Source organism: Muricoccus pecuniae (assembly GCF_014199205.1).
Lineage (GTDB): Bacteria > Pseudomonadota > Alphaproteobacteria > Acetobacterales > Acetobacteraceae > Roseomonas > Roseomonas pecuniae.
Map to the genome: position 1 here is coordinate 239,550 of NZ_JACIJD010000001.1, position 22,640 is coordinate 262,189.

Sequence of the window (22,640 nt, forward strand, 5' to 3'; positions counted from 1 at the left end):
GGCTCAGGCCTTGGCGATGGAGGCGTATTCCGTCCGGTCGTTCAGCACGCCGATCCGGAAGCCGCGCACCCCGCTGCGGACCACCGCCACCTCCACGTCCTGCAGCATGATGGCGAAGGGGCTCTGCTGCTGATGGTCGCGCTGCAACTGCTCATACATGTCCACGCGCTTCTCCGCGTCCGTCTCCTTCACGGCCGCCAGGGTGCGCGCGGTCAGCTCGGGGATCTCCCAGCCCGAGCGCCAGGCGAGGGTCTTGTTGCGCGCATCGTCCCCGTTGTCGGGGTTCATGCTGAAGGCCTCGGCATTGCTGTGCGGGTCGAAATAGTCGGAGCCCCAGCGCAGGAGGGCGAGCTCGTGCCCGCGCGCGCGGGTTTTGGTGATGACGGCGCGCATCTCGCCCGGCAGCATGCGCGCGCGGATGCCGATGGCGGCGAGGTTCGCCTGCACGGCCTGCGCGATGTCGCCCACGGGTGCGCCGGAGAAGAAGTCGAAGGAGCACTCGAAACCATCGGGATGCCCGGCCTCGGCCAGCAGGCGCTTGGCCCCGGCCACGTCCATCTTGAAGGGCTTCTCCGTCAGAGCGCCGGGCAGGCCCTCCGGCAGGAAGGCCTGGTGGACGGCGTAGTTGCTGGGGACGATGTTGCTCTGGATGCCTTCGTAATCGATCGCCATCTTGATCGCCTGCCGCACCCCGGGCTTCGACAGGATCGGGTGCTTCTGGTTCATCGCGATGTAGAGCACGCCGGCCTTGCGCTGCGTGACCACGGTATAGCGGCTGTCGCCCGCCACGCCCTTGATCTGGTCGGAGGCGAGGTTGCGCGCGATGTCGTAGTCCCCGCGCTGCAGGCCGAGGAGCTGCGCCGAGGGGTCGGCGACGTGGCGCATGATGATCCGGCGCGTGGCGGGCGCCTCGGCCGCGTTCGGGTTCGCCTGCAGCGTCACCGCCTCGCTCGCGCGCCAGGAGACGATGCTGTAGGAGCCCGAGCCCGCGGAGTTCGTCTTCAGCCAGCCATTGCCCCAGTCATCCCCCTGGACGCGGGCGGAGAGGGTCGCCTTCTCCACGATGCTGCCGACCGCCGCGGACAGGCAGTAGAGCAGGAAGGAGGTCGCGGTCGGCTCGGCGGTGGTCAGCACCACGGTGCGGGGGTCGGTGGCGCGAATGGTCTGCGCCATGTTGCCGCGGTTGAAGCCGAACTGGTTGATGATGAAGGCCGGGCTCTTGTTCAGCGCCACCACGCGCTGGAGGGAGTAGACCACGTCCTCCGCCGTCGCCTCCTTGCCGCTGGCGAACTTCTGGCCGGTCTTCAGGCGGAAGGTGAAGGTCTTCGCGTCGTCGCCCGCCGTCCAGCTCTCGGCGAGGTCGCCGATGAGGCGGGCGGGATCGTCGTTCGGGGTGGAGACGAGGCGCTGGTAGACGTTCCCCGAGATCTCGGCGCCCGTGTACTCGAAGCTCTCGGCGGGATCGAGGGTGATGAGGTCGTCGAGCTGCTTGGCCATCACGATCACGCCCGGCGGCGTCTGGGCCTGGGCAGAGCGGATCACCGTGTTCCAGGAGAGGGCGGCGCCGGAGGCGGCCCCGAGGCCGGTCAGGAGGGTGCGGCGGGTCGTCATGCGTCGTCTCCGGTGGATGGGGTGGCGAATGCCCGTGCGCCGGGCCTTCCGCAAGGCTGGACCAGGGGGGCAGGCCGTGCCAAGCGCGAAAGCCATGGAGTTCTGGCAGAGATTTGAGCCCGCCCCGGACGCGCCGCCCTATCGGGAGAGCATGGCGGCGCCGATGCCGGACGGATCGGCCCTCCGCCTGCCGCTCCGCGACTACGGCGAGGTCGCGGTCGGCGGGCTGATCGTCAACCAAGCCTCCTTCGCCGTGCTGCGGCGCCTCGCCGCCTGGATGGCCGAGGCCGCGCGGCCGCTCGGCGCCGAGGTGGTCTGCGGGCTGCCGACCCTCGGCCACGCCCTCGCGCCCCTCGTGGCCGAGGTGCTGGGCCATCCGAACTGGGTCGCGGCCGGCTACTCGCGCAAGCGCTGGTACGAGGAGGTCCTCTCCGCCCCCGTCTCATCCTCCACCACGCCGGGGGAGCGGCGGATCTGGCTGGACCCGCGCATCCTCCCGCGCCTCGAAACCCGCCGCGTGCTGCTGGTGGACGACGTGGTCAGCACGGGCAGCTCCGCGCGGGCGGGGCTGGAACTGCTGGACAGGGCGGGGGTGAGGCCCGTGGGGTTCCTCGTGGCCATGGCTCAGGGGGATCGCTGGGTCCCGTCCTGGCCCGCGGAGCTGCCCGTCGTGGCAGCCTTCGCCACGCCCCTTCTCCGGCGCGGGCCGCAGGGCTGGGTGCCGGACCCGGCGACGCAACCAAAGGTGGTGCTGCCGGGCTGACAAGCGCGTGCGCCGTGACAAAAGCGTTGCACCCGCCCCGACCGGCCTGATCTGATGAGTGGACCACTGGCGCGAGGACGTGTTCCATGCGGCGACGGTCCCTTCTCGCGGCCAGCGGCGCCGCGGTCATCCCCGCGGCGCGGCCGCGCGCGGCGGAAGGCGTGGACCTTCTCCTCGTGCTCGCCGTGGATGTCTCCCGATCGATCGACGACGACGAGGCCCGGCTCCAGCGCGAGGGCTATCGCAGCGCGATCACCGATGCGCGCGTGATGGAGGCGATCCGCTCGGGCATGATGGGCGCGATCGCGGTGGCCTATGTCGAATGGGCCGGCTCGGATTACCAGCGGCTCGTCATCCCCTGGACCCATATCGGCAGCGGCGCGGAGGCCGAGGCCTGGGCGGCCGAGCTGGGGCGCGCGCCCCGTGTGGCCCTCTCCTGGACCTCGATCTCCGGCGGGCTCGACTTCTCCATGCGCGTGCTGTCCGAGGCGCCCTTCGAGGGGACGCGGCGCGTGATCGACGTCTCGGGCGACGGGGTGAACAACAGCGGCATGCCCGTCGAGACCGTGCGGGACCGCGTCGCGGCCGAGGGCGTGACGATCAACGGGCTGCCGATCATGAACGACCGGCCTACCTTCGGGCGGCCCTCGCCGGTGCCGCTCGACCAGTACTACCGCGATTCCGTCATCGGCGGGGACGGGGCCTTCCTCGTCGCGGCGGAGGACTTCGAATCCTTCGGCAATGCCGTGCGCCGCAAGCTCGTGCGCGAGATCGCGGCGCTGCCGGGGCCGGTCGTGACCTGACCGGCGCCCGGCCACGCCGGGTTCAGCGCTCGATCTCCTCCACGACGATCCCGAAGGCGGCGAGCCCTTCGGCCAGCAAGTCGCCGAGCAGGTTCAAGCCCATGAGGTGGCCTGCGGGATCGGCCTCCTCTCGCTCGCGCGCGGCGGCCAACGCCTCCTCCCACTCGTCCGGCTCGTAGTCGCCATGGCCAATCCAGGCGAGGGCGAGGAGCGAGGCCTGCTCATCCTCGTTCAGCTCGTCGATCAGCGTCTCGAGATCCCCGCCGGCCGCATCGGCCTTGGCGCCGTCCTCGTCCTCGGCGTCGTCATCCGTCTCGTCGGCGCGGGCGGCATCGATGATGTTCGCGACGGCCCGCAGGCTGATGCCGAGATCGACGTCCTCCTCGTCGTCGTCACGGGAAGGGCCAGGATTTCCGCGCCGCTTGTCGCTCATGGAGGAGGTCCCGATCGCCTGTGTGAGTTGGTGCCGCCCGCCCAACGCTTGATCGGCCCTTCGGCTTCGCGAAACCGCCGTCCCGACTCGGCGTTCATTCCGCAGAGGGTGGCGCAAGAACCCGGTCTAAATAGTTGATTTGAATCAGAACCTACTGATTCACAAGAGGGGGTGTGATGATGATTAAGACAGGCACGATCGCACTCCTCGGCCTCCTGGCGATGGCGCCCCTGGCCCATGCCGCCGACACGCCGGCCTTCGTGACCGCCACGATGTGCGACGCGGCGGCCCCGATCGCGGCGGGAGAGGCCGTCTTCTCGCGCAAGATCCGGGCAGAGCGCCCCGTTGCCCGCCAGGCCGCCCCGGCCCGCCGGCGCGCGCGCAACGCCCGCCCCGCCGCCCCGGCGGCGCAGCCGGAGCCGCAGGCCGCCGAGATCGATTCGATGCTGCGCCCGGCCGTGCATTTCTGCATGTCGCCCGCGGGCTTCGCGGACCGCGTGCGCTACACCTGAGGCGCGGCCCGGCCGGTCGCCGTCAGGCCGACCAGTCCGGCGCGAAATCCGGCTTCACGAAGCGCTGGTCCTTCGGCAGCGCATCGATCTCCGCGATGTCAGCCTCGGTGAGCCTCTGCGCGAGAGACAGCGCTTCCAGGTTGGACCGCTGGCTCTCCGGCCGCGCGGCTTTCGGGATCACGGCCACGCCGTCCTGCCGCAGCAGCCAGGCGAGCGCGACCTGCGCCGCGCTGACCCCGTGCCGTTCCGCGATGGCGAGGAGCTTCGGGTCGCTCGCGAGCCTTCCCTGGCCGAGCGGCGAGTAGGCCGTCAGCACGATCCCGTTGGGCCGCGTGATCTCCAGCAGCCGGTCCTGCGAGAGCAGCGCGTGGTACTCCACCTGGTTCGTCGCGATCGGCACGCCCGTCTCGATGGCGCGCTTCAGCAGGCCGGGCGGGAAGTTCGCGACGCCGATGGCGCGGGCCAGCCCTTCCTTGCGCAGCCGTGCCATGTCCCCCATCACGCGCGGCAGATCCATCCCGGCCGCGGGCCAGTGAATGAGGTAGAGGTCGAGGTAATCCGTGCCGAGACGCTCCAGCGAGGCCTCGCAATGCGCGCGGATCTCCTCGGGGCCGAGATGCGTCCACCACACCTTGCTCGTGACGAAGACCTCGCCGCGCGGCAGGCCCGAGGCCTTCAGCCCCGCGCCGACCTCGGCCTCGTTGCCGTACATCTCCGCGGTGTCGAGGGCGCGGTAGCCGAGGGAGAGGGCGGATTCCACCGCCGCCTGGCCCTCGGCCCCGGAGAGGCGCCAGGTGCCGTAGCCCAGGCGCGGAATGGAGATCAGGGGTGTGTCGATGCGTTCGCTCATGCGGCGGAGGGTGGGGACGCTCTAGCGCTTCGCCAAGTCAAGAAGCGCGGCGAAGCCGGTTTCCGTGCCGAAGGCGAGATGCGTGCCGGCCGGATTCCAGGCAAGCGCCGAGACCGCGCCGCGCCCGGGCGCGGCGACCGGCACGACCTTGCCCGAGCCGATCTCCGCCATCAGCACCAGCCCGTCCTGAAAACCGGCCACCACCACCTCGTGCTGCGGATGGCAGGCGACGCGGGTGCAGATCACTTGGTCTCCACCCGCGATCTCCGTCGGCGCCTTGCCCATGGGACCGCCGCCGAAGAAAGGCCAGAGCACGACGGAATCCGCACCCGACGAGGCGAGCCAGCGCCCCTTGGCGGTGAAGGAGAGGGAGGAAGTCTTCGCGGGATAGCCGGACATGCGCATGTGCTGGCTGTCCGTCAGCCGCCATCCGTGCAGCGCGTTCTCCTGCATCGCCGTCACGACGTTCTGCCCATCGGGGGAGATGGCGACGGCGTGGTGGCTTCCCTTCCACTCCAGCACGCGCGGCTTGTCCGCCTTCGCCGCGACGAACCAGGAGGAAACGCCGTTGTAGTGGGTGGCGAAGACGCGCTTGCCCTTCGCATCGATCGCCACGCCGCCGACGGTGGAGGGGTGTGGACCCAGCACCTTCAGCTTCGCGCCCTTGCCGTCGAAAAGATGGACGTTCTTGCCCACCGCTACCGCGCGCAGCCCGGAAGGATGGGTGGCGAGGTGCTCCACCCACTTCATCATGCCGAACTCGGCCAGAGCCTCCATGCCTCCATCCGGCGCGATGCGGACGAGCCTGCCGTCATCGCCGCCGGAGAGGAGGCCATCCACCGCATCGGGCACGAGGGACTGGCCCGTGCCGTCATGTGCCTCCAGCCGCCGCCACGCCGCCGCATGGTCGGCGGGATCGGCGAGATGGACCGTGCCGTCCGAGAGGGCGAAGCCGGCGAGGCGGCCCTCCCGCCCGAAGGCGGCGCCGACCACCCAGGCCCCGAGGTCGCGGCCCGTGCCGCGCTGGTCCAGCAGGAAATCCGCTTCGGCAACACCCGACATCGCGTCAGGCCGCCGTGGATTCGAAGCCGCGGCGCAGCTTCGGGCGGTTCAGGTCGCGGCCGATGAAGACGATGCGCGACTTGCGCGGGTCCCCTTCCTTCCACGGGCCGATGTAGTCGCCGTCGGCGATCATGTGCACGGCCTGGAAGGCGAAACGGCGGTCATCGCCCTGGTAGTGCAGGATGCCCTTGGTCCGCAGCAGGTCCTGGCCCTTGGTCTGGAGCAGCTCGCCGATCCAGGCGTTGAACTTCTCGGCGTCCACGGGGCGGTCCAGCTCGAAGGAGACGGACTGCACGTTGCTGTCATGGCTATGGTCGTCGTCGCCCGAGAGGAACTCGGGCTCGCGGGCGAGGATGCGGTCGAGGCGGAAGGCGTCGCGGCCGATCACCGCGTCCAGCGGCACGTCTGACTTGGTGGCGCGGCGGATCTCCACCGTCGGGTTGATGGCGCGGATCCGGCGCTCGACCTCGTCCGCCTCCTCGTTGGAAACGAGGTCCATCTTGTTCAGCACGATCACGTCGGCGAAGGCGACCTGCTCCTCGGCCTCCGGGCTGTCGCCCAGGCGGGTGAGGAGGTGCTTGGCGTCCACCACCGTCACGATCGCGTCCAGCCGCGTCGCGCGCTTCACGTCCTCGTCCACGAAGAAGGTCTGGGCGACGGGGGCGGGATTCGCCAGGCCGGTCGTCTCGACGATGATGCCGTCGAACTTGTCCTTGCGCTTCATCAGCCCGCCGAGGATGCGGATGAGGTCCCCGCGCACGGTGCAGCAGATGCAGCCGTTGTTCATCTCGAACACCTCCTCGTCGGCGTCGATGACGAGGTCCTGGTCCACCCCCATCTCGCCGAACTCGTTGATCACCACCGCGAACTTGCGGCCGTGATTCTCGGTGAGGATGCGGTTGAGGAGGGTGGTCTTGCCGGCGCCGAGATAGCCGGTGAGGACGGTGACGGGGGTGGGCAGGGTGTCGGACATGCGCTTCCTCGGGGGGGAGGGGAGGTCGGGTTCGCGGCGTTATATGGTATCAGGGCGGGGGCGGGCCATGGGGGGTGCCGGCCGCGGCGGTGGAAGCCGCCATGCGGGTTCCGCGTTGTTCCGGTATCCAATCCATGAGAGGGCCGGTCCCATGCCACGGGGCGACAAGTCCGCCTATACCGACAAGCAGAAGCGCATGGCGGAGCATATCGAGCAGGGCTACGAGGCCCGCGGCGTGCCGGAGGACGAGGCCGAGCGCCGGGCATGGGCGACCGTCAACAAGGAGACGGGCGGGGGCAAGAGGAGCGGTTCCGGCCGCGGCAGGCCGATGAACACCGAGCCGTCGAAGACCGGCGGCAAGCGCGGCGGGGCGGCCTCCGCGGCCCGGCCGGCGAGCGCCCGCTCGGCCTCGGCCGTGAAGGCGGCGGCGAGCCGCACGCCGGAGGAGCGCTCCGCCTCCGCGCGCAAGGCCGCGGCCACGCGCAAGCGGAATGCCGAGCGCAAGGGCGCCTGATCCGGTCAGCCCGGAAGCGGCTTCTCCAGAACCGCCTTCGCCGCGCCCGTCTCCTGCGCGCCGGAGGCGGCGACCCTCAGGCAGGCCGTGACGGCGTCGTGGAGCGAGGAGGTGTAGTGGTCGGCGCCCACGGCCTTCGCCTGGGCCTCGTCCGTCAGCACCGCCTCCCCCTCCGGCCAGAGGCCGACGAGCAGCGGCACCCCCGGCATGCGCTGGCGCAGGCGGCGGAGGAGGTAGCGGAGATGCGCGGGGCTGCCGGAGATATCGAGATAGGAGATGCAGACCATCGCGACGCCCGACGTGTCCAGCCGACCGACCTGCTGGCGCGAGCTGGCCTCGTGCGGGATCACGCGCGCGCCCAGCCCGTGCTTCGTGAGCAGCTGGGCGAGCATGGCCGAGGCCGCCTCGTCCAGCGGGCCGCGCCCGGCGAGGCAGAGCACGGGGGTCTCCGATCCCCAGTTGCCCGCCCGCTCCTCCCGCGGGGGGAGGGGCACGTCGGGGGCGGGCTGGGCGGGCACGGCCTTCTCGGCGACCGTCGTGCTCGTCAGCTCCGGGTCCTCCTTGTGCGATTTCTCCGGCGGATCCCTGTCCGGCACCTCGACGAGGTCGTTCACCAGGCCGGAGACGGCGTTCTTGATGCGCTCCAGCCTCTGCGGGCGCAGCACGCCGCGCTCGGCGTCGTTCGCGGCCAGGCGCAGGCCCTTGAGCGCGACCTCGTCGTAATAGGAGGTGAGGGAGCGCTCCTGCAGCAGCGTCTCGGCCTGGGACAGGGCCTCGTCCGTGTCCCCGGCCAGGATGCGCTGGTAGAAGTTCTCCACGGGGGTGAGGGCCGGGCGGTCGCCCAGCATGACATCCAGGAATTCCAGCCGCTCCACATGCCGCCCGAGCACGACGAGGCAGAGGGTGAGGGGGGTGGCGAGGATCAGCCCGATCGGGCCCCAGAGCCAGGTCCAGAAGATGGCGGCGATGATGACCGAGACGGGCGAGAGGCCGGTGCTGTGGCCGTAGACCATGGGCTCGACGACCTGCCCCATCAGCGGCTCGGTCACGAGGAAGAGGGCGGCGGTCCAGCCCACCATGGTCCAGCCGGGCTCGGTGCCCGCGGCGAGCACGATGGGGAAGGCGGCCGCGAGAATGGAGCCGACATAGGGCACGAAGCGGAACAGCGCGGCGAGGATGCCCCAGACCACCGGGCTGGGCACGCCGATGAAGTAGAGCCCGATCGCGATCATCACGCCGAAGGCGCTGTTCAGCATGAGCTGGGCGAGGAAGTACTTGCTCAGCCGCCGCCCGGCCTCGTCCAGCGCCTCGGTGGTGCGGTGCAGGTCGCTTGAGCCGAAGAGGCGGATGAGCCTGTCCCGCAGGTCCGCCTGCTGGAGCAGGATGAAGACGGAGACGATGAAGACGATGAAGGTCGTCTCCAGCGGGCCGAGCACGGGCGAGACGAATTTCTGGATCAGTTCGAAGCCCGAGGCCTCGGCCTGCCTGATCTCCACGGGCACGGGGCGGCGATCGCCTTCCGTGCCGGGCAGGGTGGGCTCGGGACGCGCGGCCGGCGGGGGCACGCCGGGGGCGTCCGCCGGGACAGGGGGAGCCGCCTCGTTGTTCAGGCGCTTGGAGATCTCGTTGATGCGGCCGAGGACCGATCCCTGCGCCGTCTGCACCTTCTCCTGGATGGCGCTCTGGTAGCGAGGGGCGTCCCGCGCCAGCCCCGCGATCTGCACGCCGATGATGGCGCCGATGAGGCTGATGACCCCGATCGCCAGCATCACCGAGAGCAGCACGGCCGGCACGCGGGGCAGCTTGAAGCGCCGGAGCTGCATCACCACGGGGGCGAGAACGAAGGAGAGGAGGATGGCGAGGGTGATCGGGATCAGCACCTCGCGCGCGAGATAGAGCGCGGCCACCGTCACGACGGAGACCACCACGGTCAGCAGATGGGACATGTCCGGGCTCGCCGCGGGCTGGACCTCGGCCGGTGGGCGCGGCTCGGGCGCGGTGGTGGTGCTCATGGCCGGCGGGCGCGGCTCCCTGTCGTTCTGGACGGGGAACGCGCCGGGCCCTCTCTCGTCCACGCCCGGGAGGCCCCGCGGGGGGACACGGCTTCGTTAGTAGCTTTCGGGAAGGCCCGCACCGCCCGCGGCCGGAGCCTTCCTCTCGGGTGCCGCCGGTCAGGCGATGGCGTGGATCGCGTCGGCCAGCGTGCCCATCATGCGGTCCACATGCGGCTTCTCCACGATCAGCGGGGGGGAGAGGGCCACGATATCGCCGGTGACGCGGATGAGCACGCCCTCGTCGAAGCAGCGGCGGAAGACGTCCATAGCGCGGGCGCCGGGCTTGCCCTCGCGCGGGGCCAGCTCGATCCCGGCGATGAGGCCGAAGTTGCGGATGTCCACCACCCCCGGCGCGCTGCGAAGGGAGTGCGCCGCCTCCTCCCAATAGGGCTCGATGGCCCGCGCCCGGCCGGGCAGGTCCTCCTCCCGGTGGAGGGCCAGGGTGGCGATGGCCGCCGCCGAGGCGAGGGGATGGCCGGAATAGGTGTAGCCGTGGAACAGCTCGATCCCGGCGGGGGAGCCCTCCACCACGGTCTCGTAAACCTCGTTGGTGGTGGCGACGGCCCCCATGGGCACGGCGGCGTTGGTCAGCCCCTTGGCCATGGTCATGATGTCGGGCGCGACGCCCAGGCGCTCGGCACCGAAATCCGTGCCGAGGCGGCCGAAGCCGGTGATGACCTCGTCATAGATCAGCAGGATGCCGTGCTTGTCGCAGAGCTCGCGGAGGCGCTGGAGATAACCCTTCGGCGGCACGAGCACGCCGGTGGAGCCGGCGACGGGCTCCACCATCACCGCCGCAATGGTGTCGCCGTGCAGGGCGACGAGGTCTTCCAGCTTGTTCGCCAGCTCCGCCCCGTGCTCCGGCATGCCCTTGGTGAAGGCGTTGCGGGCGGGGTCATGCGTGTGGGGGAGGTGGTCCACATAGGGGAGCATGGCGCCGAACTGCTTGCGGTTGCCGCCGATGCCGCCCACCGACATGCCGCCGAAGCCCACGCCGTGATAGCCGCGCTCCCGCCCGATCAGCCGCACGCGCTGCGACTGGCCGCGCGCCTTCTGGTAGGCGAGGGCGATCTTCAGCGCCGTATCCGCGCTCTCTGACCCCGAATTGGTGAAGAAGACACGGTCGATCCCCGCCGGCGTCATCTCCGCCACGCGCGCCGCCGCCTCGAAGGCGATGGGATGGCCGAGCTGGAAGGTGGGCGCGAAATCCATGATCGCGGCCTGCTTCTGGATGGCCTCCACGATCTCGCGCCGCCCGTGGCCGGCATTGCAGCACCAGAGCCCCGCCGTGCCGTCCAGAACCTCCCGCCCCTCAGGGGTGAAGTAGGACATGCCCTCGGCGCGCGCGAGCAGGCGCGGGTTCGCCTTGAAGTAGCGGTTGTCGGAATAGGGCATCCAGAACGAGTCGAGGTTGTTCGGACGCGGGAGGGACATCTCGTTCATGGCGGCGGACCTTGGGGCGGGGCGGGCAGGATGGCCGATCCCGGGGGGCGCGAACAAGGCGCCGGTAGTGAAAAGGCTTGATTTCCTATTAACATTCGGTTTAAGTTCCTGTGTTGCTCCTTGACAGGAATCCATCCATGGCCTTGCCCCTCATCGCCATCGCGGCCTCCCTGGTCCCCGACCTCCTGCGCCTGATCGCGGGGGATCGTGCCGGCGCGGTGGCGGAGGCGGCGGCGGAGGCCGTGCGGCAGGCTGCCGGCACCGACGAGCCGGCGAAGGCCCGCGCCGCCCTGGAAGCCGATCCGGAGAGGATGGGGGCGCTCCGCATCCGGCTCGCGGAGATCGCGCTGGAGGGCGCGCGTGTCTCGGCCGAGCGCGAGGCGGGGCAGCGCGCGGCCGAGCTGGACGCGCTGCGCGCCGCCCTGTCGGACACCCAATCCGCCCGGGCGAGCATGGCCGAGATGCTGCGGGGCGGCAGCCGCCTCGCCTGGGGGCCGGCCACGGTCTCCAGCCTCGTGGTGATCGGCTTCTTCGCCGTGCTGATCCTGCTGGTGACGATGCCCGGCGGCACCGGGAGCCTCGACCCGCAGGTGGCCTCGGTCATCAACATCACGGTCGGCTCGCTCGGCGCGGCCTTCGCGGCGGTGGTGAACTTCTGGATCGGCTCCTCCCAGTCCTCCCGGGACAAGGACGCGATCGTCGGCCGGCTGCAGGAGGTGCAGGCCCGGCACGTGCAGGAGGCCATGACGACGCTGCGGGAGACGGCGCCCGTGCCGCTCCGCCCGGTATCCGTCCTCTCCCTCCCCCGCGTGGCGGAGGACCGGTTCGATGCCTGCCTGGACGAGGTGCTGAAGGCGGAAGGCGGCTTCGTGAACCACCCCGCCGATCCCGGCGGCGCCACGAAGATGGGCATCACCCGGCGCACCCTCTCGGAATTCCGCGAGACGGAGGTGACGGACGAGGACGTGCGCGCGCTGACCCGGGCCGAGGCCCGCGAGATCTACCGCGCCCGCTACTGGACCCCGATGCGCTGCGCCGAGCTGCCCGCCGGCATCGACCTCATGGTCTTCGACTTCGGGGTGAATGCCGGCCCCGGCCGCAGCGTGAGGCTCCTCCAGCGCTGCGCGGGGGTGGCGGCGGACGGCTCGATCGGGCCGGTGACCCTCGCCGCCGTGCGGGCCTGCCGGGCGCCGGACCTCATCGCCCGGCTGGCCGAGGGGCGCCTCTCCTACTACCGCGGGCTGGAGGGCTTCGCCCATTTCGGCCGCGGCTGGACCCGGCGGGTGGACGGCGCGCGGCAGGCGGCCCTGGCCATGGCGAGCGAGGCGCCGCCCCTGTCCCTCGCGGCCTGATGCGGTTCCGCGCGCCGGGGGCTTCCTCTCCCCGGCGCGACCCGCTACAAGAGCGTCCGGCGAGGACCCGTAGCTCAGCTGGATAGAGCGTTGCCCTCCGAAGGCAAAGGTCGTACGTTCGAATCGTATCGGGTCCGCCACTTTCCCCTTTGCTGAGTTATTGCGCCTCACCTCTGGGCGCGTACGGTCGGCTTTCCGCTATTGGCCCTGACCAAGCCGCGCCGGTCCGATTTTCGCCCGGGGCCACCAGCTTCTTCACCTTTGCCCCGAGCCAGGACAGGGCGCCCTCAGCGCGCCGCGCCGAGCACCTTCGCGCGGAGGTCGTCCACAAAGGAGATGAACCAGCGGGTGTACTCGGCCGCCTCCGCCGTCGTGCCGCCCATCGTGTCGAGCGATAGATCCGCGAGGCGGCTCCGCACGGCTGCATTCTTCGCCGCCCGGTCATAGGCCGCGTTCACCTGGGAGACGACCGGGGCCGGCGTGCCGCCCGGCGCCCAGAGGATGATCCCCATGTTGAAGGTGAGGTCGGGAAAGCCCGCCTCGGCGATGGTGGGTACCTCGGGCATTTGTGGCAGCCGCCCCGGCGAGAAGACGGCCAGCGCCTTCAGCCGCCCGGCCTGCACATGCGGCATCAGCAGCGCAGTCGGCTGTGCCACGAAGGAGACGCGGCCGGAGAGCAGGTCGGAGGTGAAGTCGCCGCGATAGGGAACGTGCAGCGCCTCGAAGCCCAGGCGCTGGGCCAGCCGCGCGCCGAGAAGGTGGAAGAGCGTTCCCACGCCGAAGGAGGCGTAGGTCAGCTCCCCCGCGCGCTGCTTCCCCAGCGAGGCCAGCCCGGCCAGCGTGTCCACGCCGAGCGAGGGCGCGGCCGCGACCATCCAGTTGTCCCGCGTCGCGCGGGAGACGGGGGTGAAGTCCTTGAAGGGATCGAGCGGCGGGCGGTCCGCGAGGAGGAAGGCGTGCACGACGGTGTCGGCACCGCCGAGGAAGAGCGTGTGCCCATCGGCCGGGGAGCGCGCGGCGGCCTCGGCCGCGATGATGCCACCGGCACCCGGGCGGTTCTCCACCACCACGGGCTGGCCGAGCGCCTCGGCCATCGGCTCCGCCACGGCGCGGGCGGTGAGGTCGATCGTGCCCACGCCGGGCGCGACGCCGACGACGATGCGCACGGGGCGCGTGGCATAGCTCGCCTGCGCCCGCGCGCCCGCCGCGCCCAGCACGATCGGCGCCGCCGCCCCACGGAGGAATCCGCGCCGTTCCATTCCCTGTTTCCTTCCCCGGGGCGGGACCTCCGCCCGCCGCACCGCGCCAGTCTAGGAACGGCGCCTCGCGGGGCCAACCGGAAAGGCGGGCGCCTCAGGCCGCGGGAGTGAGGCCCAGCATCGCGCGCGCCTCGGCCGGCGTCGCGGGCCTGCGCTCATGACGCGAGACAGCCTCCGCCGCCAAGCGCACGAGTTCCGCGTTGGAGGCGGCCAGGCGGTCGCGCGAGACGCGGATATTGTCCTCCAGCCCCGTGCGCACGCCGTGCGCGCCGCGCGCCAGCGCCCATTCCATCACTCGCGCCTGGTTCACGCCGATGCCGGCAGCCGTCCAGGTCGCGTCCGGCAGCACGCGGCGCAGCTCGCCGAGCAGGATGTCGAGAAGGTGCTCGTCCGCCGGCATCGCGTTCTTCACGCCCATGACGAACTGCACGTGCGGGCGCGCGCTCATCAGCCCCTCATCCACCAGCCGCTTCGCGCCGTGGAGGTGGGAGAGGTCGAAGATCTCGATCTCCGGCAGCACGCCGTTGTCGCGCATCCCCGTCGCCAGATCCGTCACCAGCGCCGCCGGGTTCTCGTAGACGATGGTGGGGAAGTTCACCGATCCCGTGGAGAGCGAGGCCATGTCGGGCCTCAGCGGCAGGGAGGAGCCGCGCGCGGAGGGATCGCGCCCGCGGCCGCCGGTGGAGAACTGCACGATCATCCCGGGGCAGTGCCTGCGCACGCCTTCCTGCACTTGCGCGAAGAGCGCGGGATCGGAGGAGGAGGATTCGTCGGGGTTGCGGACATGGATGTGAACGAGGGACGCCCCGGCCTCGAAGGCCTCGTGCGTGGATTCGATCTGCTCGGCGGGGGTGGTGGGGACCGCCGGGTTGTCCTTCTTGCGCGGCACCGATCCGGTGATGGCAACGGCAATGACAGTGGGGCTCATGGATATCTCCTGCGCGCCGGGGATGGTGCGGCCGGCCTCAATGGCTCGGGGCCGGGCCGGGGAGGGCGGCCGGGTCCCGCGCCGCCTGCGGATGCGCCATCTGCTTGATCCAGAGGGCGGCGGCCGAGACGAGGCCGGGGATGGCCACCACGAGGAAGATGCCGCTCAGCGACATCTGCATGCGAGACAGCTCGGCCACGAGGAAGGAGCCGGCGACGCCGCCGAAGCGCCCCATGCCGAGCATCCAGCCCACGCCCGTCGCCCGCCCCTCCGTGGGATAGAAGCCCGCGGCGAGGGCAGGGAGGGAGGACTGCGCCGTGTTCATGATGATCCCGGCCACGAAGACCGTCACCACCAGCAGGGCGAGGTTGCCCGCCACCATCCCGACCAGCGCCACCGAGAGCGAGGTGAGCACGAAGCCGGCGGCGATCACCTTGTTGCCGTTGTAGCGGTCCATGAGCCAGCCGAAGAAGATCGCGCCGATGCCGCCCAGCGGGAAGAGCGCCGAGATGAGCGCCGCGTTGCGCGGCGACAGCCCGGCATCGCCGAACAGCACGGGCATCCAGTTGATCAGCGCGTAGAAGATCACGAGGCCCATGAAGTAGGCGATCCAGAGCATGACCGATCCCACCGCATAGGGGCGCGAGAGCACCACGCGCGCCCCGCTGCTGCCCGTGGCGGGCTCCTTCTCGGACAGGACAAAGGACGTCGCGGCCTCCGCGCCGCGGGAGATGCGGCGCAGCACGCCGCGGATTCGCTCGGCGGGGTATCGCTTCATCACCATGTAGCGCACGGATTCCGGCAGCAGGAGCACGAGCAGCAGGGCGAGCACGAGCGGCGCCGCGCCGCCCAGCAGCAGCACGGAGCGCCAGCCCCAGATCGGGATCATCCAGGCCGCGAGGAAGCCGCCGAAGGCCGCGCCCAGCGGGAAGCCGCAGAACATCGCGTTCACGATCATCGCGCGCCGCCCTTCCGGCGAGAACTCGCTCATCAGCGTCACGGCATTGGGCATGGCGGCACCGAGGCCGATGCCCGTCACGAAGCGCCAGATCACCAGCCCGTCCAGGCTGCCGGCGAAGGCGGAGGCAAGGGTCGCCAGGCCGAAGAGGAGCACGGAGAGGATCAGCACGAGCTTGCGCCCGAAGCGGTCGGCCAGCGGGCCGGAGAGCAGCGCCCCCGCCGCCAGGCCGAAGAGCGCGGCGCTGAGCACCGGCGCCAGGGCCGGGCGCGCCACGCCCCATTCCGTGATGAGGGAGGGCGCGATGTAGCCGATGGCGGCGGTGTCGAAGCCGTCGAGCAGGACGATGAAGAAGCACATCCCGAAGATGACGCGCTGGAGCGCCGAGAAGGGCTGCTCGTTCAGGAACTGCTGGACGTCGAGGGTCCGGCTCTCGGACATGGGTACCCCTCCCTGAGGCGGGAGGGACGTTGCCCCTCCCACGTTTCAACGAACGCAACGGGCGTTCGCTGCGCCGGATCCTGGCCGGTGGGTCTCAGACGGCCATCCAGACCGTCTCGCCCTCGCCCTGGAGGCGGAGGTCGAGGGTCCAGGCGCCGTTCCCGGCGGGCTTGGCGATCATCGTGCCGCGCCGCGCCTCGGGCACCGCGCGCAGCACGGGGTCCGTCTCGTTCAGCGCCTCGCCCTCGAAGTAGAGGCGGGTGGAGAGGTGCTGCAGCAGCCCGCGCGCGAAGAGGGCGACCGCCATGTGCGGCGCCTGCATCGCATTGGCCCCGGCATGCGGCCCGACCGGCACGGGGCCGGGCTTCAGCGTCACGAAGCGGAAGCGCCCCTCCTTGTCCGTCGCGCAGCGGCCATAGCCCTGGAAGGCGGTAGGGTCGCCATTCCCGTCGGGGTAGCGGCCGGCGGGATCGGCGTGCCAGATCTCGACCAGCGCGTCCGTCACCGGCGCCCCCGTGCCGTCCCGCACCACCCCGGTTACGGTGATGCGCTGCCCGCCCTCGGGCAGGTTGTCGGCGAAGTGGCGCGTGGTGTCAGCCCATTCCGGGAAGTCCACGAGATGCCAGTAGGGGCCGGCGGTCTGGTGGGCGGAAGCGACCAGCCGCTCCATCGTGGCCTCGGAGGGCGCCAGCTCGGGGGTCGCGTTGGAGGCGCGAGAGGTGGTCGCGTCAGTCATGGTGGTCGTCCTCCATCGGCGTCGCCTCGCGCCCGCGCAGGACGATGTCGAAGCGGTATCCCAGCGCCCGTTCGGGCTGCGTCAGCTCCAGGTCGAACGTCGAGACCAGCCTGTTGCGCGCGGCCTCGTCGGAGACGGTGTTGAAAATGGGGTCGAGCGGCAGCAGCGGGTCGCCGGGGAAGTACATCTGCGTGATCATGCGCTGCGCGAAGCCCGAGCCGAACAGGCTGTAGTGGATGTGGTTCGGGCGCCAGGCATTGTGGTGGTTGCGCCAGGGATAGGCGCCGGGGCGGATGGTGACGTAGCGGTAGAAGCCGTTCTCGTCGGTGAAGACGCGCCCGCGGCCGAGGAAGTTGGGGTCGAGCGGGGCGTCATGCGTGTCGCCCTCGTGGTTGTAGCGGCCGGCGGCATTGGCCTGCCACACCTCCACCATGGCGTGGCGGACCGGGCGCCCGTCCTCGTCCGTCAGCCGGCCGCCGACGATGATGCGCTCGCCCATGGCCTGGCCCGCGCCGTTCTCCAGCACCGTCAGGTCCGCCAGCTCGGGATAGCGCGCGGCGGTGAACAGGGGGCTGCTCGTCTCGGTCGGCGTGTGCGGCAATTCCAGCAGCGGCTGCTTGGGGTGGCGCGCGGCCGTGCTGCCATAGGCCGGGGAGTTCAGGGGCGGCTGCGTTGCCGGGTCCGGCCGGCGGTAGCCGTGGACGACCTCGCTCATGGGTGTCTCCTCATCCTCGCCGGGCCTGTCCGGCGGTTGGAAAGCTGTGGGCCTTCAGGCGACCGCGCGCGGCGGGGCGGGAAGGGGCGTCGCCTCCCCGCGGCCCGCGAGGCGCGTGGTGAGGGCGGTCGGCAGGCCGACATAGTTCTCCGCCACCACCGCCTGGGCGGCGCGGGAGGCGCGGATGTAGCTCAGCTCGGCCACCTGCATCCGGCGCGCGAAGTCGTCCATCTCGGGGAAGCGGTGGGTGAGGCTCGTGAACCACCAGGAGAAGCGCTCGGCCATCCAGACCCGGGCGAGGGCGCGGGCGGAATAGCCGTCCAGCGCCGCCTCCGAACGGTCGAGGAAGCGGCTGATCAGCGCCTCGGCCAGCAGTCCGACATCGGCGGCGGCGAGGTTCAGCCCCTTGGCGCCGGTGGGCGGCACGATATGGGCGGCGTCACCGGCCAGGAAGAGCCGGCCGTGGCGCATGGGCTCGGCCACGAAGGAGCGGAGGGGGGCGATGCTCTTCTCGATCGCCGGGCCGCGCGTCATGCGCGAGGCGGCCTCCGGGCCGAGCCGGAGGGCGAGCTCGTCCCAGAGGCGCTCGTCCGGCCAGTCCTCCAGCCGCTCGGTCAGCGGCACCTGCACGTAGTAGCGGCTGCGCGTGGGCGAGCGCATGGAGGCGAGCGCGAAGCCGCGATGGTGGTTGGAGTAGATCAGCTCGTCGTCGCAGGGCGGGACGTCGGCGAGGATGCCGAGCCAGCCGAAGGGATAGACGCGCTCGAAGACGCGCAGGACATCGGCGGGAATGCTCGCGCGGCTGGGGCCGTGATAGCCGTCGCAGCCCGCGACGTAGTCGCAGTCCAGGCGGTGGGCCACGCCCTCCCTGGTGAAGGTGACATGGGGCCTGTCGGTGGTGAGATCGTGCAGCGCGACCTCATCGGCCTCGAAGACGAGGTTCGCCCCGCGCGACTGGTGGGCGAGGATGAGGTCGTGCGTGACCTCCGTCTGGCCATAGACCGTGACGGACTTCCCGCCGGTCAGCCCGTGCAGGTCGATTCGGAAGAGCTCGCCATCGAGCGCCATCTGCACGCCGTGATGCGGCAGGCCCTCGCGGTGCAGGCGCTCGCTCACCCCGGCGCGGTCGAGGAGCTCCACCGTGCCCTGCTCCAGCACGCCGGCGCGGATGCGGGATTCGACATAGGCCTGGGACTTCCGCTCCACCACGAAGCAGTCGATCCCGGCCTTGTGGAGCAGTTGGGAGAGGAGGAGCCCGGCGGGGCCGGCGCCGATGATGGCCACCTGCGTGCGGTGCTGCACGGCGTTCCTCCTCCATGGTCTTGTGTAAGATATCGGACTATCCCCTCCCGCTTTCCATGGATGATCGGGGCAGATCCTTGGACTTTCCGCGCAGCCCGGCACCGCCCGGCGATCCCGAGGGCCGGGCCGAGGCCGGGCCCGTTCCCCTGTTCGACCTCTACGGCGACACGCCGCGCGACCGGCCGGACCCCGTGCATGTGGAGCCGCTGGTCACCCGCAGCGCCCGGCACGGCTGGGCCATCCGCCCGCACCGGCACCGCGCGCTGCACCAGGTCTTCTGGATCCGGCAGGGGGAGGGGAGCCTGCTCGGCGCGGGTGGCGAGGCCCGCTTCCGCGCCCCGGTCCTGCATCTCGTCCCGGCCGGGCAGGTCCACGGCCTCCGCTTCGACCCTGCGAGCGCCGGCCATGTGCTGACCCTGACGGACGGCTTCCTGTCGGGCTGCGCCGGGCTGATCGGGGCGGCGCCGATGCCCGCCACCATCGCCAGCCTCTCCCCGGGCCGGGCGGCGGTGCTGGCGGGTGAGATGGACGCGCTGTTCGGGCGCCTGGAAGCCGCCTTCCGCTCCCTTGGCCCGGCGAGGGAGGCGGCGCTGGCCGGCCATGTCCTGCTGCTCTTCTCCCTCCTGCGGCGGGAGGCGGAGGAGACGGCCGGGCCGGGGGAGGGGGGCGCCCGCGCCCTGCTGGTGCGCCGCTTCCGCGAGGCGGTGGAGCAGCACTACCGCAGCCATGCCGCGCTGGATTTCTACTGCGACCGGCTCGGCGTCACCCCGAGCACTCTGACGCGGGCCTGCCGCGCCGTGACCGGGCGCTCGCCCGCCGCCCTGATCCATGAGCGGCTCCTGGCCGAGGCGCGGCGCCTGCTCCGCCTGGGATCGCGCAACGTGTCGGGCGTCGCCTACGCGCTGGGCTTCGAGCCCGCCTACTTCTCCCGCTTCTTCCAGCGGCACGAGGGCATGTCGCCGGCGGCCTATCAGCGCCGGCATGGCGGCTCATCCTGACGAGGGCAGCCGGCATCATCTCGGCGCGTTGGTGCAGCCCACACTCCACAATACCGGTTCTTAATCGAAAGCTCGCGGTTTCGTGATGATTCCCCCCTGCCCCTGTGATCGATCCGGCAACAAGATCGCGGGCATCGGTAGGACGGGTCGGACAGGCACGCGCCGGATCCGGTCCGCCATCGTCGCCGGAGAGAAGCGCCAGGTCCGAAAGGGCCCGGTCACGCATGAGCTGAAGAGACCGGACCCGTGCTGACCGCGCGAGGAATGGCCGATGCCTGCCCCTCAGGGCGGGGCTGTCGTCAACGCGCGCAGGGGTTGTTCTAGGGATGGATGCTGCAACCCATACCGTTGTAGGCTGCCGGTCCTCGGCTGAGGGAAACCCATGATGATCCGGCCGGACAACCGCGCGACGCGCGTGCTTGTGGCGGAAGACGAGATGTCGGTGGCGCTGGTGATCGAGGACGGCCTGACGGAGGGCGGCTTCCGCGTCACCTGCGCGCCGGATGGCAGGGCGGCGATTGAGGCGATGGAGGAGGAGCCCTTCGACGCCGTGGTGACCGACATCCGCATGCCGCGCCTGGATGGCGTGGAACTCGTGCGCTGGATCGTGGCGACGCGGCCGCAGCTGCCTATCGTGGTGCTGAGCGGCTACATGACGACGGAGCAGCGCCGCGAGCTGAGGCGGCTCGGCGTGAGCGAGGGCGCGCTGCTGGAGAAGCCGGGCGGCTTCCGCGAGCTCCTGGGCACCCTCGGGCGCCTCCTCTCCGCCGAGGGCAGTAGCCACGGCGGGCGGTAAAGGTTGGCGGCGCCGGATACATCGCCGCTCGCGCCCTCCCCGAATCGTCCCGCGCCAGCAATAATGGCGGGAGAGTTTCCAGAGAGAGCGCGATGTACCGTCCTGCCGCCTACTGGATCGTCCTGATCCTCGCCGCCGTCCCGGCGCTCCACGCCGCCTACGAGCTGGTCGAGGGCATCTCCGTCCTTCGCGAGGCCGCCCCGGCGGTGGGCGCCGCCGCGACGGCGGGTTGGGAGGGCGAGCATCTGGTCCGGGCCGTGTACTCCGTGGTGGCCGCGGGCGTGCTCTTCGGGCTGGCCTCCATCATCCGGCTCCTCTCCGAGCGGAACGAGTACTAGGGCGCTCCCGCCCGGCCCTGGGTCACCTCGATCCCGGCGGCTGGCCGTTCCACCGGTGCTGGTGGAACAGGACCGGCCTCGGGGTAGCCGAGGGCAGACCTGTCAGGGTCCCCGGACGGGCCAGCAGGGCGGCGATCCGGCCGGCCGCTCCGCCGGGCGCAGCTGCGGCTCCCGCATCAGGCCGGCCGGGGCTCCTTCCGGCCAGGCCGTGAGATAGTGCGCCCAGTCCGTCGTGGGGGCGAAGACGGAGTGGCGCGCCGCCTCGGGCAGCGGGCACTCCGCGCTTGCCGGCCAGGGCCGCTTCACCAGGAGGCTGGCCTCCATCCCGGCGCCCAGCGCCGCGATCAGCCCGAAACCCACGAGCGCGCGCCGCGCGAGGCGCTGCCGCCTCTCCCGGGCGGGCGCGAGGAGGGCGGCGCCCACCGCCACGGCGAGCACGGCCAGCGGCGCCATGCCGCCGCGCGCCGTCATCTCGTTGCCGGGGCCAAAGACATAGGCGGGGATGAGGCAGAGGGGGACGACCGCGGCCGAGACGACGCGCCCGCGCACCAGCAGCGCCGCCGGGATCGCCCAGCACAGCACCTCCAGCAGGAGGAAGGCGGCCCAGACCGCCAGGGCCTTCCCGGCGGGATGCACGGCCAGCAGGAAGCCGTGCGGCACCGCCGCCGAGCCCGCGACGAGGTAGAGGCAGATGGGAACGGCCGGGACGACCGCCAGCAGGTTGGCCGGGGAGACCGCGCGCAGGGCGCCCCTCCATCCCTCCTGCCGGAGCAGGACCACCCCCGCCAGCACGGCCGCGCCGGCACTCGCCACCGGGCTCCAGAAGGCGCCGGCGACGAGGGGAAGGGCGAGGTTGCGTGCGAAGCCGGGCGAGGCCCCGTGCCGCAGCATCAGCAGCGCCAGCAGCCAGGCCGGCATGGCGTGGTTCGGCGCCCAGAGGATGGCGGTGACATGGCCGGAATACTGGAAGAAGCGCGGCCACCACTCGCCGCCCCGCTCCCAGCTCGCGAAGGGGCCGGTGCCGAAGCGCCAGTCGAGCAGCATGTTCGGCAGGAGGTCGAGGCCGTGGAACAGCACGAACACCCCGGCCATCACCGCGAAGCCGGCGGCCCTGCGCCCGGGCGCCACCGCCCTGGCGAGAAGGAGGAGAACCATCAGGGCGAGGCCGAAGCCCAGCCCGGTCCAGAGCCAGAGGGCCGCCTGCGCCGCATGGAAGCCGGCAAATCGCCCCACCAGCCCGGCGGGCAGGTAGAAGCCCAGCGGCGCGCGGAGGAGGGAGGCGGAGCCGTCCGGCTCCCGGTAGGCCACGGGCCAGGGGCCGGCGGCGAGGTCGCGCAGAACCCCGTCCCGGATCTGCCAGTCCGCGCTGCTGTAGACGAGGTGGTGGGAGCCCGTGGCCCCCGCCCAGAGCAGCCCGAGCACGAGGCAGAGGGCCGTCATCCCCGCGGTGAGCGGCCAGGGCTGCCGCCAGCCCGGGGCGAGGGCGAAGGCCGTCGCTGCCGCCAGCGCGGCGGGAATCCCCACCTCCGGCGCCAGCCAGCCCGGGAGGAAGAGCAGGGCCGGGAGGAGGAGATAGGCCACCAGGAGCAGCGAGAGGCGGTCGGCCGGCGCGTGCCCGAGGAGGCGATCGAGGTCGAGCGGCCCCGGCCCGACAGTCCCCGCCGGGTGGAGGGTGGAACCCGCGGCCGGCGCTGCGGCGGCGACCGTGCCGTCCTGCCGGCGGGGAAGGGATGCAACGTCCTGCATGGGATCCCGTATACCTTGCGCCCTCGGCCCCGTCCCGCCCGTGGCGGCACTGC

The 22,640-nt window shown here is 71.6% G+C and carries 22 protein-coding genes and 1 tRNA gene; 9 read left to right on the top strand and 14 right to left on the bottom strand.

The annotated features are described in order from the left end of the window. Nucleotides 1-3: 3 nt before the first annotated feature. On the bottom strand, nucleotides 4-1,611 hold the full coding sequence (locus FHS87_RS01030) for an ABC transporter substrate-binding protein (RefSeq protein WP_184512906.1): 1,608 nt from the start codon (nucleotides 1,609-1,611) through the stop codon (nucleotides 4-6). A gap of 76 nt (nucleotides 1,612-1,687) precedes the next feature. On the opposite strand from FHS87_RS01030, the gene FHS87_RS01035 reads away from it, so the two are divergent. Beyond that, nucleotides 1,688-2,374, top strand: coding sequence for a phosphoribosyltransferase (locus FHS87_RS01035; protein WP_312861838.1), 687 nt, complete (start codon nucleotides 1,688-1,690; stop codon nucleotides 2,372-2,374). An 86-nt stretch (nucleotides 2,375-2,460) separates the two neighbouring features. Then, the gene (locus tag FHS87_RS01040; protein WP_184512909.1) at nucleotides 2,461-3,177 is read left to right on the top strand and encodes a DUF1194 domain-containing protein; all 717 of its coding nucleotides are present in this window, start codon (nucleotides 2,461-2,463) and stop codon (nucleotides 3,175-3,177) included. Nucleotides 3,178-3,199: 22 nt separating this feature from the next. On the opposite strand, the gene FHS87_RS01045 is transcribed toward FHS87_RS01040, so the two are convergent. Further along, on the bottom strand, nucleotides 3,200-3,610 hold the full coding sequence (locus FHS87_RS01045; RefSeq protein ID WP_184512911.1) for a DUF3775 domain-containing protein: 411 nt from the start codon (nucleotides 3,608-3,610) through the stop codon (nucleotides 3,200-3,202). Nucleotides 3,611-3,786: 176 nt separating this feature from the next. Here FHS87_RS01045 and FHS87_RS01050 point away from each other — a divergent pair, with 176 nt between their 5' ends. Next, complete coding sequence (locus FHS87_RS01050; protein ID WP_184512913.1) at nucleotides 3,787-4,122, top strand: hypothetical protein; 336 nt, start codon at nucleotides 3,787-3,789, stop codon at nucleotides 4,120-4,122. 22 nt (nucleotides 4,123-4,144) lie between these two features. Here FHS87_RS01050 and FHS87_RS01055 read toward each other — a convergent pair whose 3' ends face one another. From FHS87_RS01055 to FHS87_RS01065, 3 genes are read right to left on the bottom strand one after another with little or no spacing between them, the layout of a single operon-like run. Next, nucleotides 4,145-4,972 carry an aldo/keto reductase gene (locus tag FHS87_RS01055; protein WP_184512915.1) on the bottom strand — a complete coding sequence of 276 codons (828 nt, stop codon included), beginning with the start codon at nucleotides 4,970-4,972 and terminating at the stop codon, nucleotides 4,145-4,147. Between the two features lie 21 nt (nucleotides 4,973-4,993). Beyond that, the gene (locus FHS87_RS01060) at nucleotides 4,994-6,034 is read right to left on the bottom strand and encodes a WD40 repeat domain-containing protein (RefSeq protein WP_184512918.1); all 1,041 of its coding nucleotides are present in this window, start codon (nucleotides 6,032-6,034) and stop codon (nucleotides 4,994-4,996) included. 4 nt (nucleotides 6,035-6,038) lie between these two features. Further along, nucleotides 6,039-7,007: a CobW family GTP-binding protein gene (locus tag FHS87_RS01065; RefSeq protein ID WP_184512920.1), complete on the bottom strand. Its 969-nt coding sequence runs from the start codon at nucleotides 7,005-7,007 to the stop codon at nucleotides 6,039-6,041. 151 nt (nucleotides 7,008-7,158) lie between these two features. On the opposite strand from FHS87_RS01065, the gene FHS87_RS01070 reads away from it, so the two are divergent. Next, nucleotides 7,159-7,521, top strand: a complete 363-nt coding sequence (locus FHS87_RS01070; protein WP_184512922.1) for a plasmid stabilization protein — start codon at nucleotides 7,159-7,161, stop codon at nucleotides 7,519-7,521. Between the two features lie 5 nt (nucleotides 7,522-7,526). On the opposite strand, the gene FHS87_RS01075 is transcribed toward FHS87_RS01070, so the two are convergent. After that, the gene (locus FHS87_RS01075; RefSeq protein WP_184512924.1) at nucleotides 7,527-9,533 is read right to left on the bottom strand and encodes an AI-2E family transporter; all 2,007 of its coding nucleotides are present in this window, start codon (nucleotides 9,531-9,533) and stop codon (nucleotides 7,527-7,529) included. 159 nt (nucleotides 9,534-9,692) lie between these two features. Continuing rightward, nucleotides 9,693-11,018 carry an aminotransferase class III-fold pyridoxal phosphate-dependent enzyme gene (locus FHS87_RS01080; RefSeq protein ID WP_456306599.1) on the bottom strand — a complete coding sequence of 442 codons (1,326 nt, stop codon included), beginning with the start codon at nucleotides 11,016-11,018 and terminating at the stop codon, nucleotides 9,693-9,695. 137 nt (nucleotides 11,019-11,155) lie between these two features. On the opposite strand from FHS87_RS01080, the gene FHS87_RS23340 reads away from it, so the two are divergent. Beyond that, entirely contained in the window at nucleotides 11,156-12,370 is a 1,215-nt protein-coding gene (locus tag FHS87_RS23340) for a glycoside hydrolase family 108 protein (protein ID WP_221299353.1), read from the top strand. Between the two features lie 63 nt (nucleotides 12,371-12,433). After that, nucleotides 12,434-12,510: transfer RNA gene (locus tag FHS87_RS01090), tRNA-Arg, on the top strand. 147 nt (nucleotides 12,511-12,657) lie between these two features. Here the strand turns inward: FHS87_RS01090 and FHS87_RS01095 are convergent. The 6 genes from FHS87_RS01095 to pobA form a co-directional block, all read right to left on the bottom strand. After that, the gene (locus tag FHS87_RS01095) at nucleotides 12,658-13,629 is read right to left on the bottom strand and encodes a Bug family tripartite tricarboxylate transporter substrate binding protein (protein ID WP_184512926.1); all 972 of its coding nucleotides are present in this window, start codon (nucleotides 13,627-13,629) and stop codon (nucleotides 12,658-12,660) included. A gap of 94 nt (nucleotides 13,630-13,723) precedes the next feature. Further along, the gene (locus tag FHS87_RS01100; protein WP_184512928.1) at nucleotides 13,724-14,557 is read right to left on the bottom strand and encodes a BKACE family enzyme; all 834 of its coding nucleotides are present in this window, start codon (nucleotides 14,555-14,557) and stop codon (nucleotides 13,724-13,726) included. 37 nt (nucleotides 14,558-14,594) lie between these two features. After that, nucleotides 14,595-15,956 carry an MFS transporter gene (locus FHS87_RS01105; RefSeq protein ID WP_184512930.1) on the bottom strand — a complete coding sequence of 454 codons (1,362 nt, stop codon included), beginning with the start codon at nucleotides 15,954-15,956 and terminating at the stop codon, nucleotides 14,595-14,597. 94 nt (nucleotides 15,957-16,050) lie between these two features. Then, the gene (gene pcaG, locus FHS87_RS01110; RefSeq protein WP_246417716.1) at nucleotides 16,051-16,692 is read right to left on the bottom strand and encodes a protocatechuate 3,4-dioxygenase subunit alpha; all 642 of its coding nucleotides are present in this window, start codon (nucleotides 16,690-16,692) and stop codon (nucleotides 16,051-16,053) included. Then, entirely contained in the window at nucleotides 16,685-17,407 is a 723-nt protein-coding gene (gene pcaH, locus FHS87_RS01115; protein WP_184512932.1) for a protocatechuate 3,4-dioxygenase subunit beta, read from the bottom strand. The genes pcaG and pcaH overlap by 8 nt, the downstream gene beginning before the upstream one ends. Before the next feature lie 54 nt (nucleotides 17,408-17,461). Then, on the bottom strand, nucleotides 17,462-18,709 hold the full coding sequence (gene pobA / locus FHS87_RS01120; protein WP_184512934.1) for a 4-hydroxybenzoate 3-monooxygenase: 1,248 nt from the start codon (nucleotides 18,707-18,709) through the stop codon (nucleotides 17,462-17,464). Between the two features lie 77 nt (nucleotides 18,710-18,786). Between pobA and FHS87_RS01125 the strand changes: the two genes are divergently transcribed. The 3 genes from FHS87_RS01125 (at nucleotide 18,787) to FHS87_RS01135 (ending at nucleotide 20,841) form a co-directional block, all read left to right on the top strand. Beyond that, nucleotides 18,787-19,707 (top strand): helix-turn-helix domain-containing protein, encoded by a 921-nt coding sequence (locus FHS87_RS01125; protein ID WP_184512936.1) that lies wholly within the window; start codon nucleotides 18,787-18,789, stop codon nucleotides 19,705-19,707. A 382-nt stretch (nucleotides 19,708-20,089) separates the two neighbouring features. Next, nucleotides 20,090-20,503 carry a response regulator gene (locus tag FHS87_RS01130; RefSeq protein ID WP_184512938.1) on the top strand — a complete coding sequence of 138 codons (414 nt, stop codon included), beginning with the start codon at nucleotides 20,090-20,092 and terminating at the stop codon, nucleotides 20,501-20,503. Between the two features lie 92 nt (nucleotides 20,504-20,595). Continuing rightward, entirely contained in the window at nucleotides 20,596-20,841 is a 246-nt protein-coding gene (locus FHS87_RS01135) for a hypothetical protein (RefSeq protein ID WP_184512940.1), read from the top strand. Between the two features lie 102 nt (nucleotides 20,842-20,943). Here FHS87_RS01135 and FHS87_RS01140 read toward each other — a convergent pair whose 3' ends face one another. After that, nucleotides 20,944-22,587 (bottom strand): hypothetical protein, encoded by a 1,644-nt coding sequence (locus tag FHS87_RS01140; protein ID WP_184512942.1) that lies wholly within the window; start codon nucleotides 22,585-22,587, stop codon nucleotides 20,944-20,946. Between the last annotated feature and the right edge of the window lie 53 nt (nucleotides 22,588-22,640).

Excerpts from the sequence above, each read along its gene's own strand:
- FHS87_RS01065 (WP_184512920.1), bottom strand. The coding sequence starts at position 7,007 with ATGTCCGACACCCTGCCCACCCCCGTCACCGTCCTCACCGGCTATCTC.
- pcaH (WP_184512932.1), bottom strand. The coding sequence starts at position 17,407 with ATGAGCGAGGTCGTCCACGGCTACCGCCGGCCGGACCCGGCAACGCAG.
- FHS87_RS01105 (WP_184512930.1), bottom strand. The coding sequence starts at position 15,956 with ATGTCCGAGAGCCGGACCCTCGACGTCCAGCAGTTCCTGAACGAGCAG.
- FHS87_RS01130 (WP_184512938.1), top strand. The coding sequence starts at position 20,090 with ATGATGATCCGGCCGGACAACCGCGCGACGCGCGTGCTTGTGGCGGAA.
- FHS87_RS01055 (WP_184512915.1), bottom strand. The coding sequence starts at position 4,972 with ATGAGCGAACGCATCGACACACCCCTGATCTCCATTCCGCGCCTGGGC.
- FHS87_RS01050 (WP_184512913.1), top strand. The coding sequence starts at position 3,787 with ATGATGATTAAGACAGGCACGATCGCACTCCTCGGCCTCCTGGCGATG.
- FHS87_RS01070 (WP_184512922.1), top strand. The coding sequence starts at position 7,159 with ATGCCACGGGGCGACAAGTCCGCCTATACCGACAAGCAGAAGCGCATG.
- FHS87_RS01100 (WP_184512928.1), bottom strand. The coding sequence starts at position 14,557 with ATGAGCCCCACTGTCATTGCCGTTGCCATCACCGGATCGGTGCCGCGC.
- FHS87_RS01075 (WP_184512924.1), bottom strand. The coding sequence starts at position 9,533 with ATGAGCACCACCACCGCGCCCGAGCCGCGCCCACCGGCCGAGGTCCAG.
- FHS87_RS01030 (WP_184512906.1), bottom strand. The coding sequence starts at position 1,611 with ATGACGACCCGCCGCACCCTCCTGACCGGCCTCGGGGCCGCCTCCGGC.
- FHS87_RS01080 (WP_456306599.1), bottom strand. The coding sequence starts at position 11,018 with ATGAACGAGATGTCCCTCCCGCGTCCGAACAACCTCGACTCGTTCTGG.
- FHS87_RS01060 (WP_184512918.1), bottom strand. The coding sequence starts at position 6,034 with ATGTCGGGTGTTGCCGAAGCGGATTTCCTGCTGGACCAGCGCGGCACG.
- FHS87_RS01045 (WP_184512911.1), bottom strand. The coding sequence starts at position 3,610 with ATGAGCGACAAGCGGCGCGGAAATCCTGGCCCTTCCCGTGACGACGAC.
- FHS87_RS01040 (WP_184512909.1), top strand. The coding sequence starts at position 2,461 with ATGCGGCGACGGTCCCTTCTCGCGGCCAGCGGCGCCGCGGTCATCCCC.
- FHS87_RS23340 (WP_221299353.1), top strand. The coding sequence starts at position 11,156 with ATGGCCTTGCCCCTCATCGCCATCGCGGCCTCCCTGGTCCCCGACCTC.
- FHS87_RS01095 (WP_184512926.1), bottom strand. The coding sequence starts at position 13,629 with ATGGAACGGCGCGGATTCCTCCGTGGGGCGGCGGCGCCGATCGTGCTG.
- FHS87_RS01135 (WP_184512940.1), top strand. The coding sequence starts at position 20,596 with ATGTACCGTCCTGCCGCCTACTGGATCGTCCTGATCCTCGCCGCCGTC.
- FHS87_RS01140 (WP_184512942.1), bottom strand. The coding sequence starts at position 22,587 with ATGCAGGACGTTGCATCCCTTCCCCGCCGGCAGGACGGCACGGTCGCC.
- pcaG (WP_246417716.1), bottom strand. The coding sequence starts at position 16,692 with ATGACTGACGCGACCACCTCTCGCGCCTCCAACGCGACCCCCGAGCTG.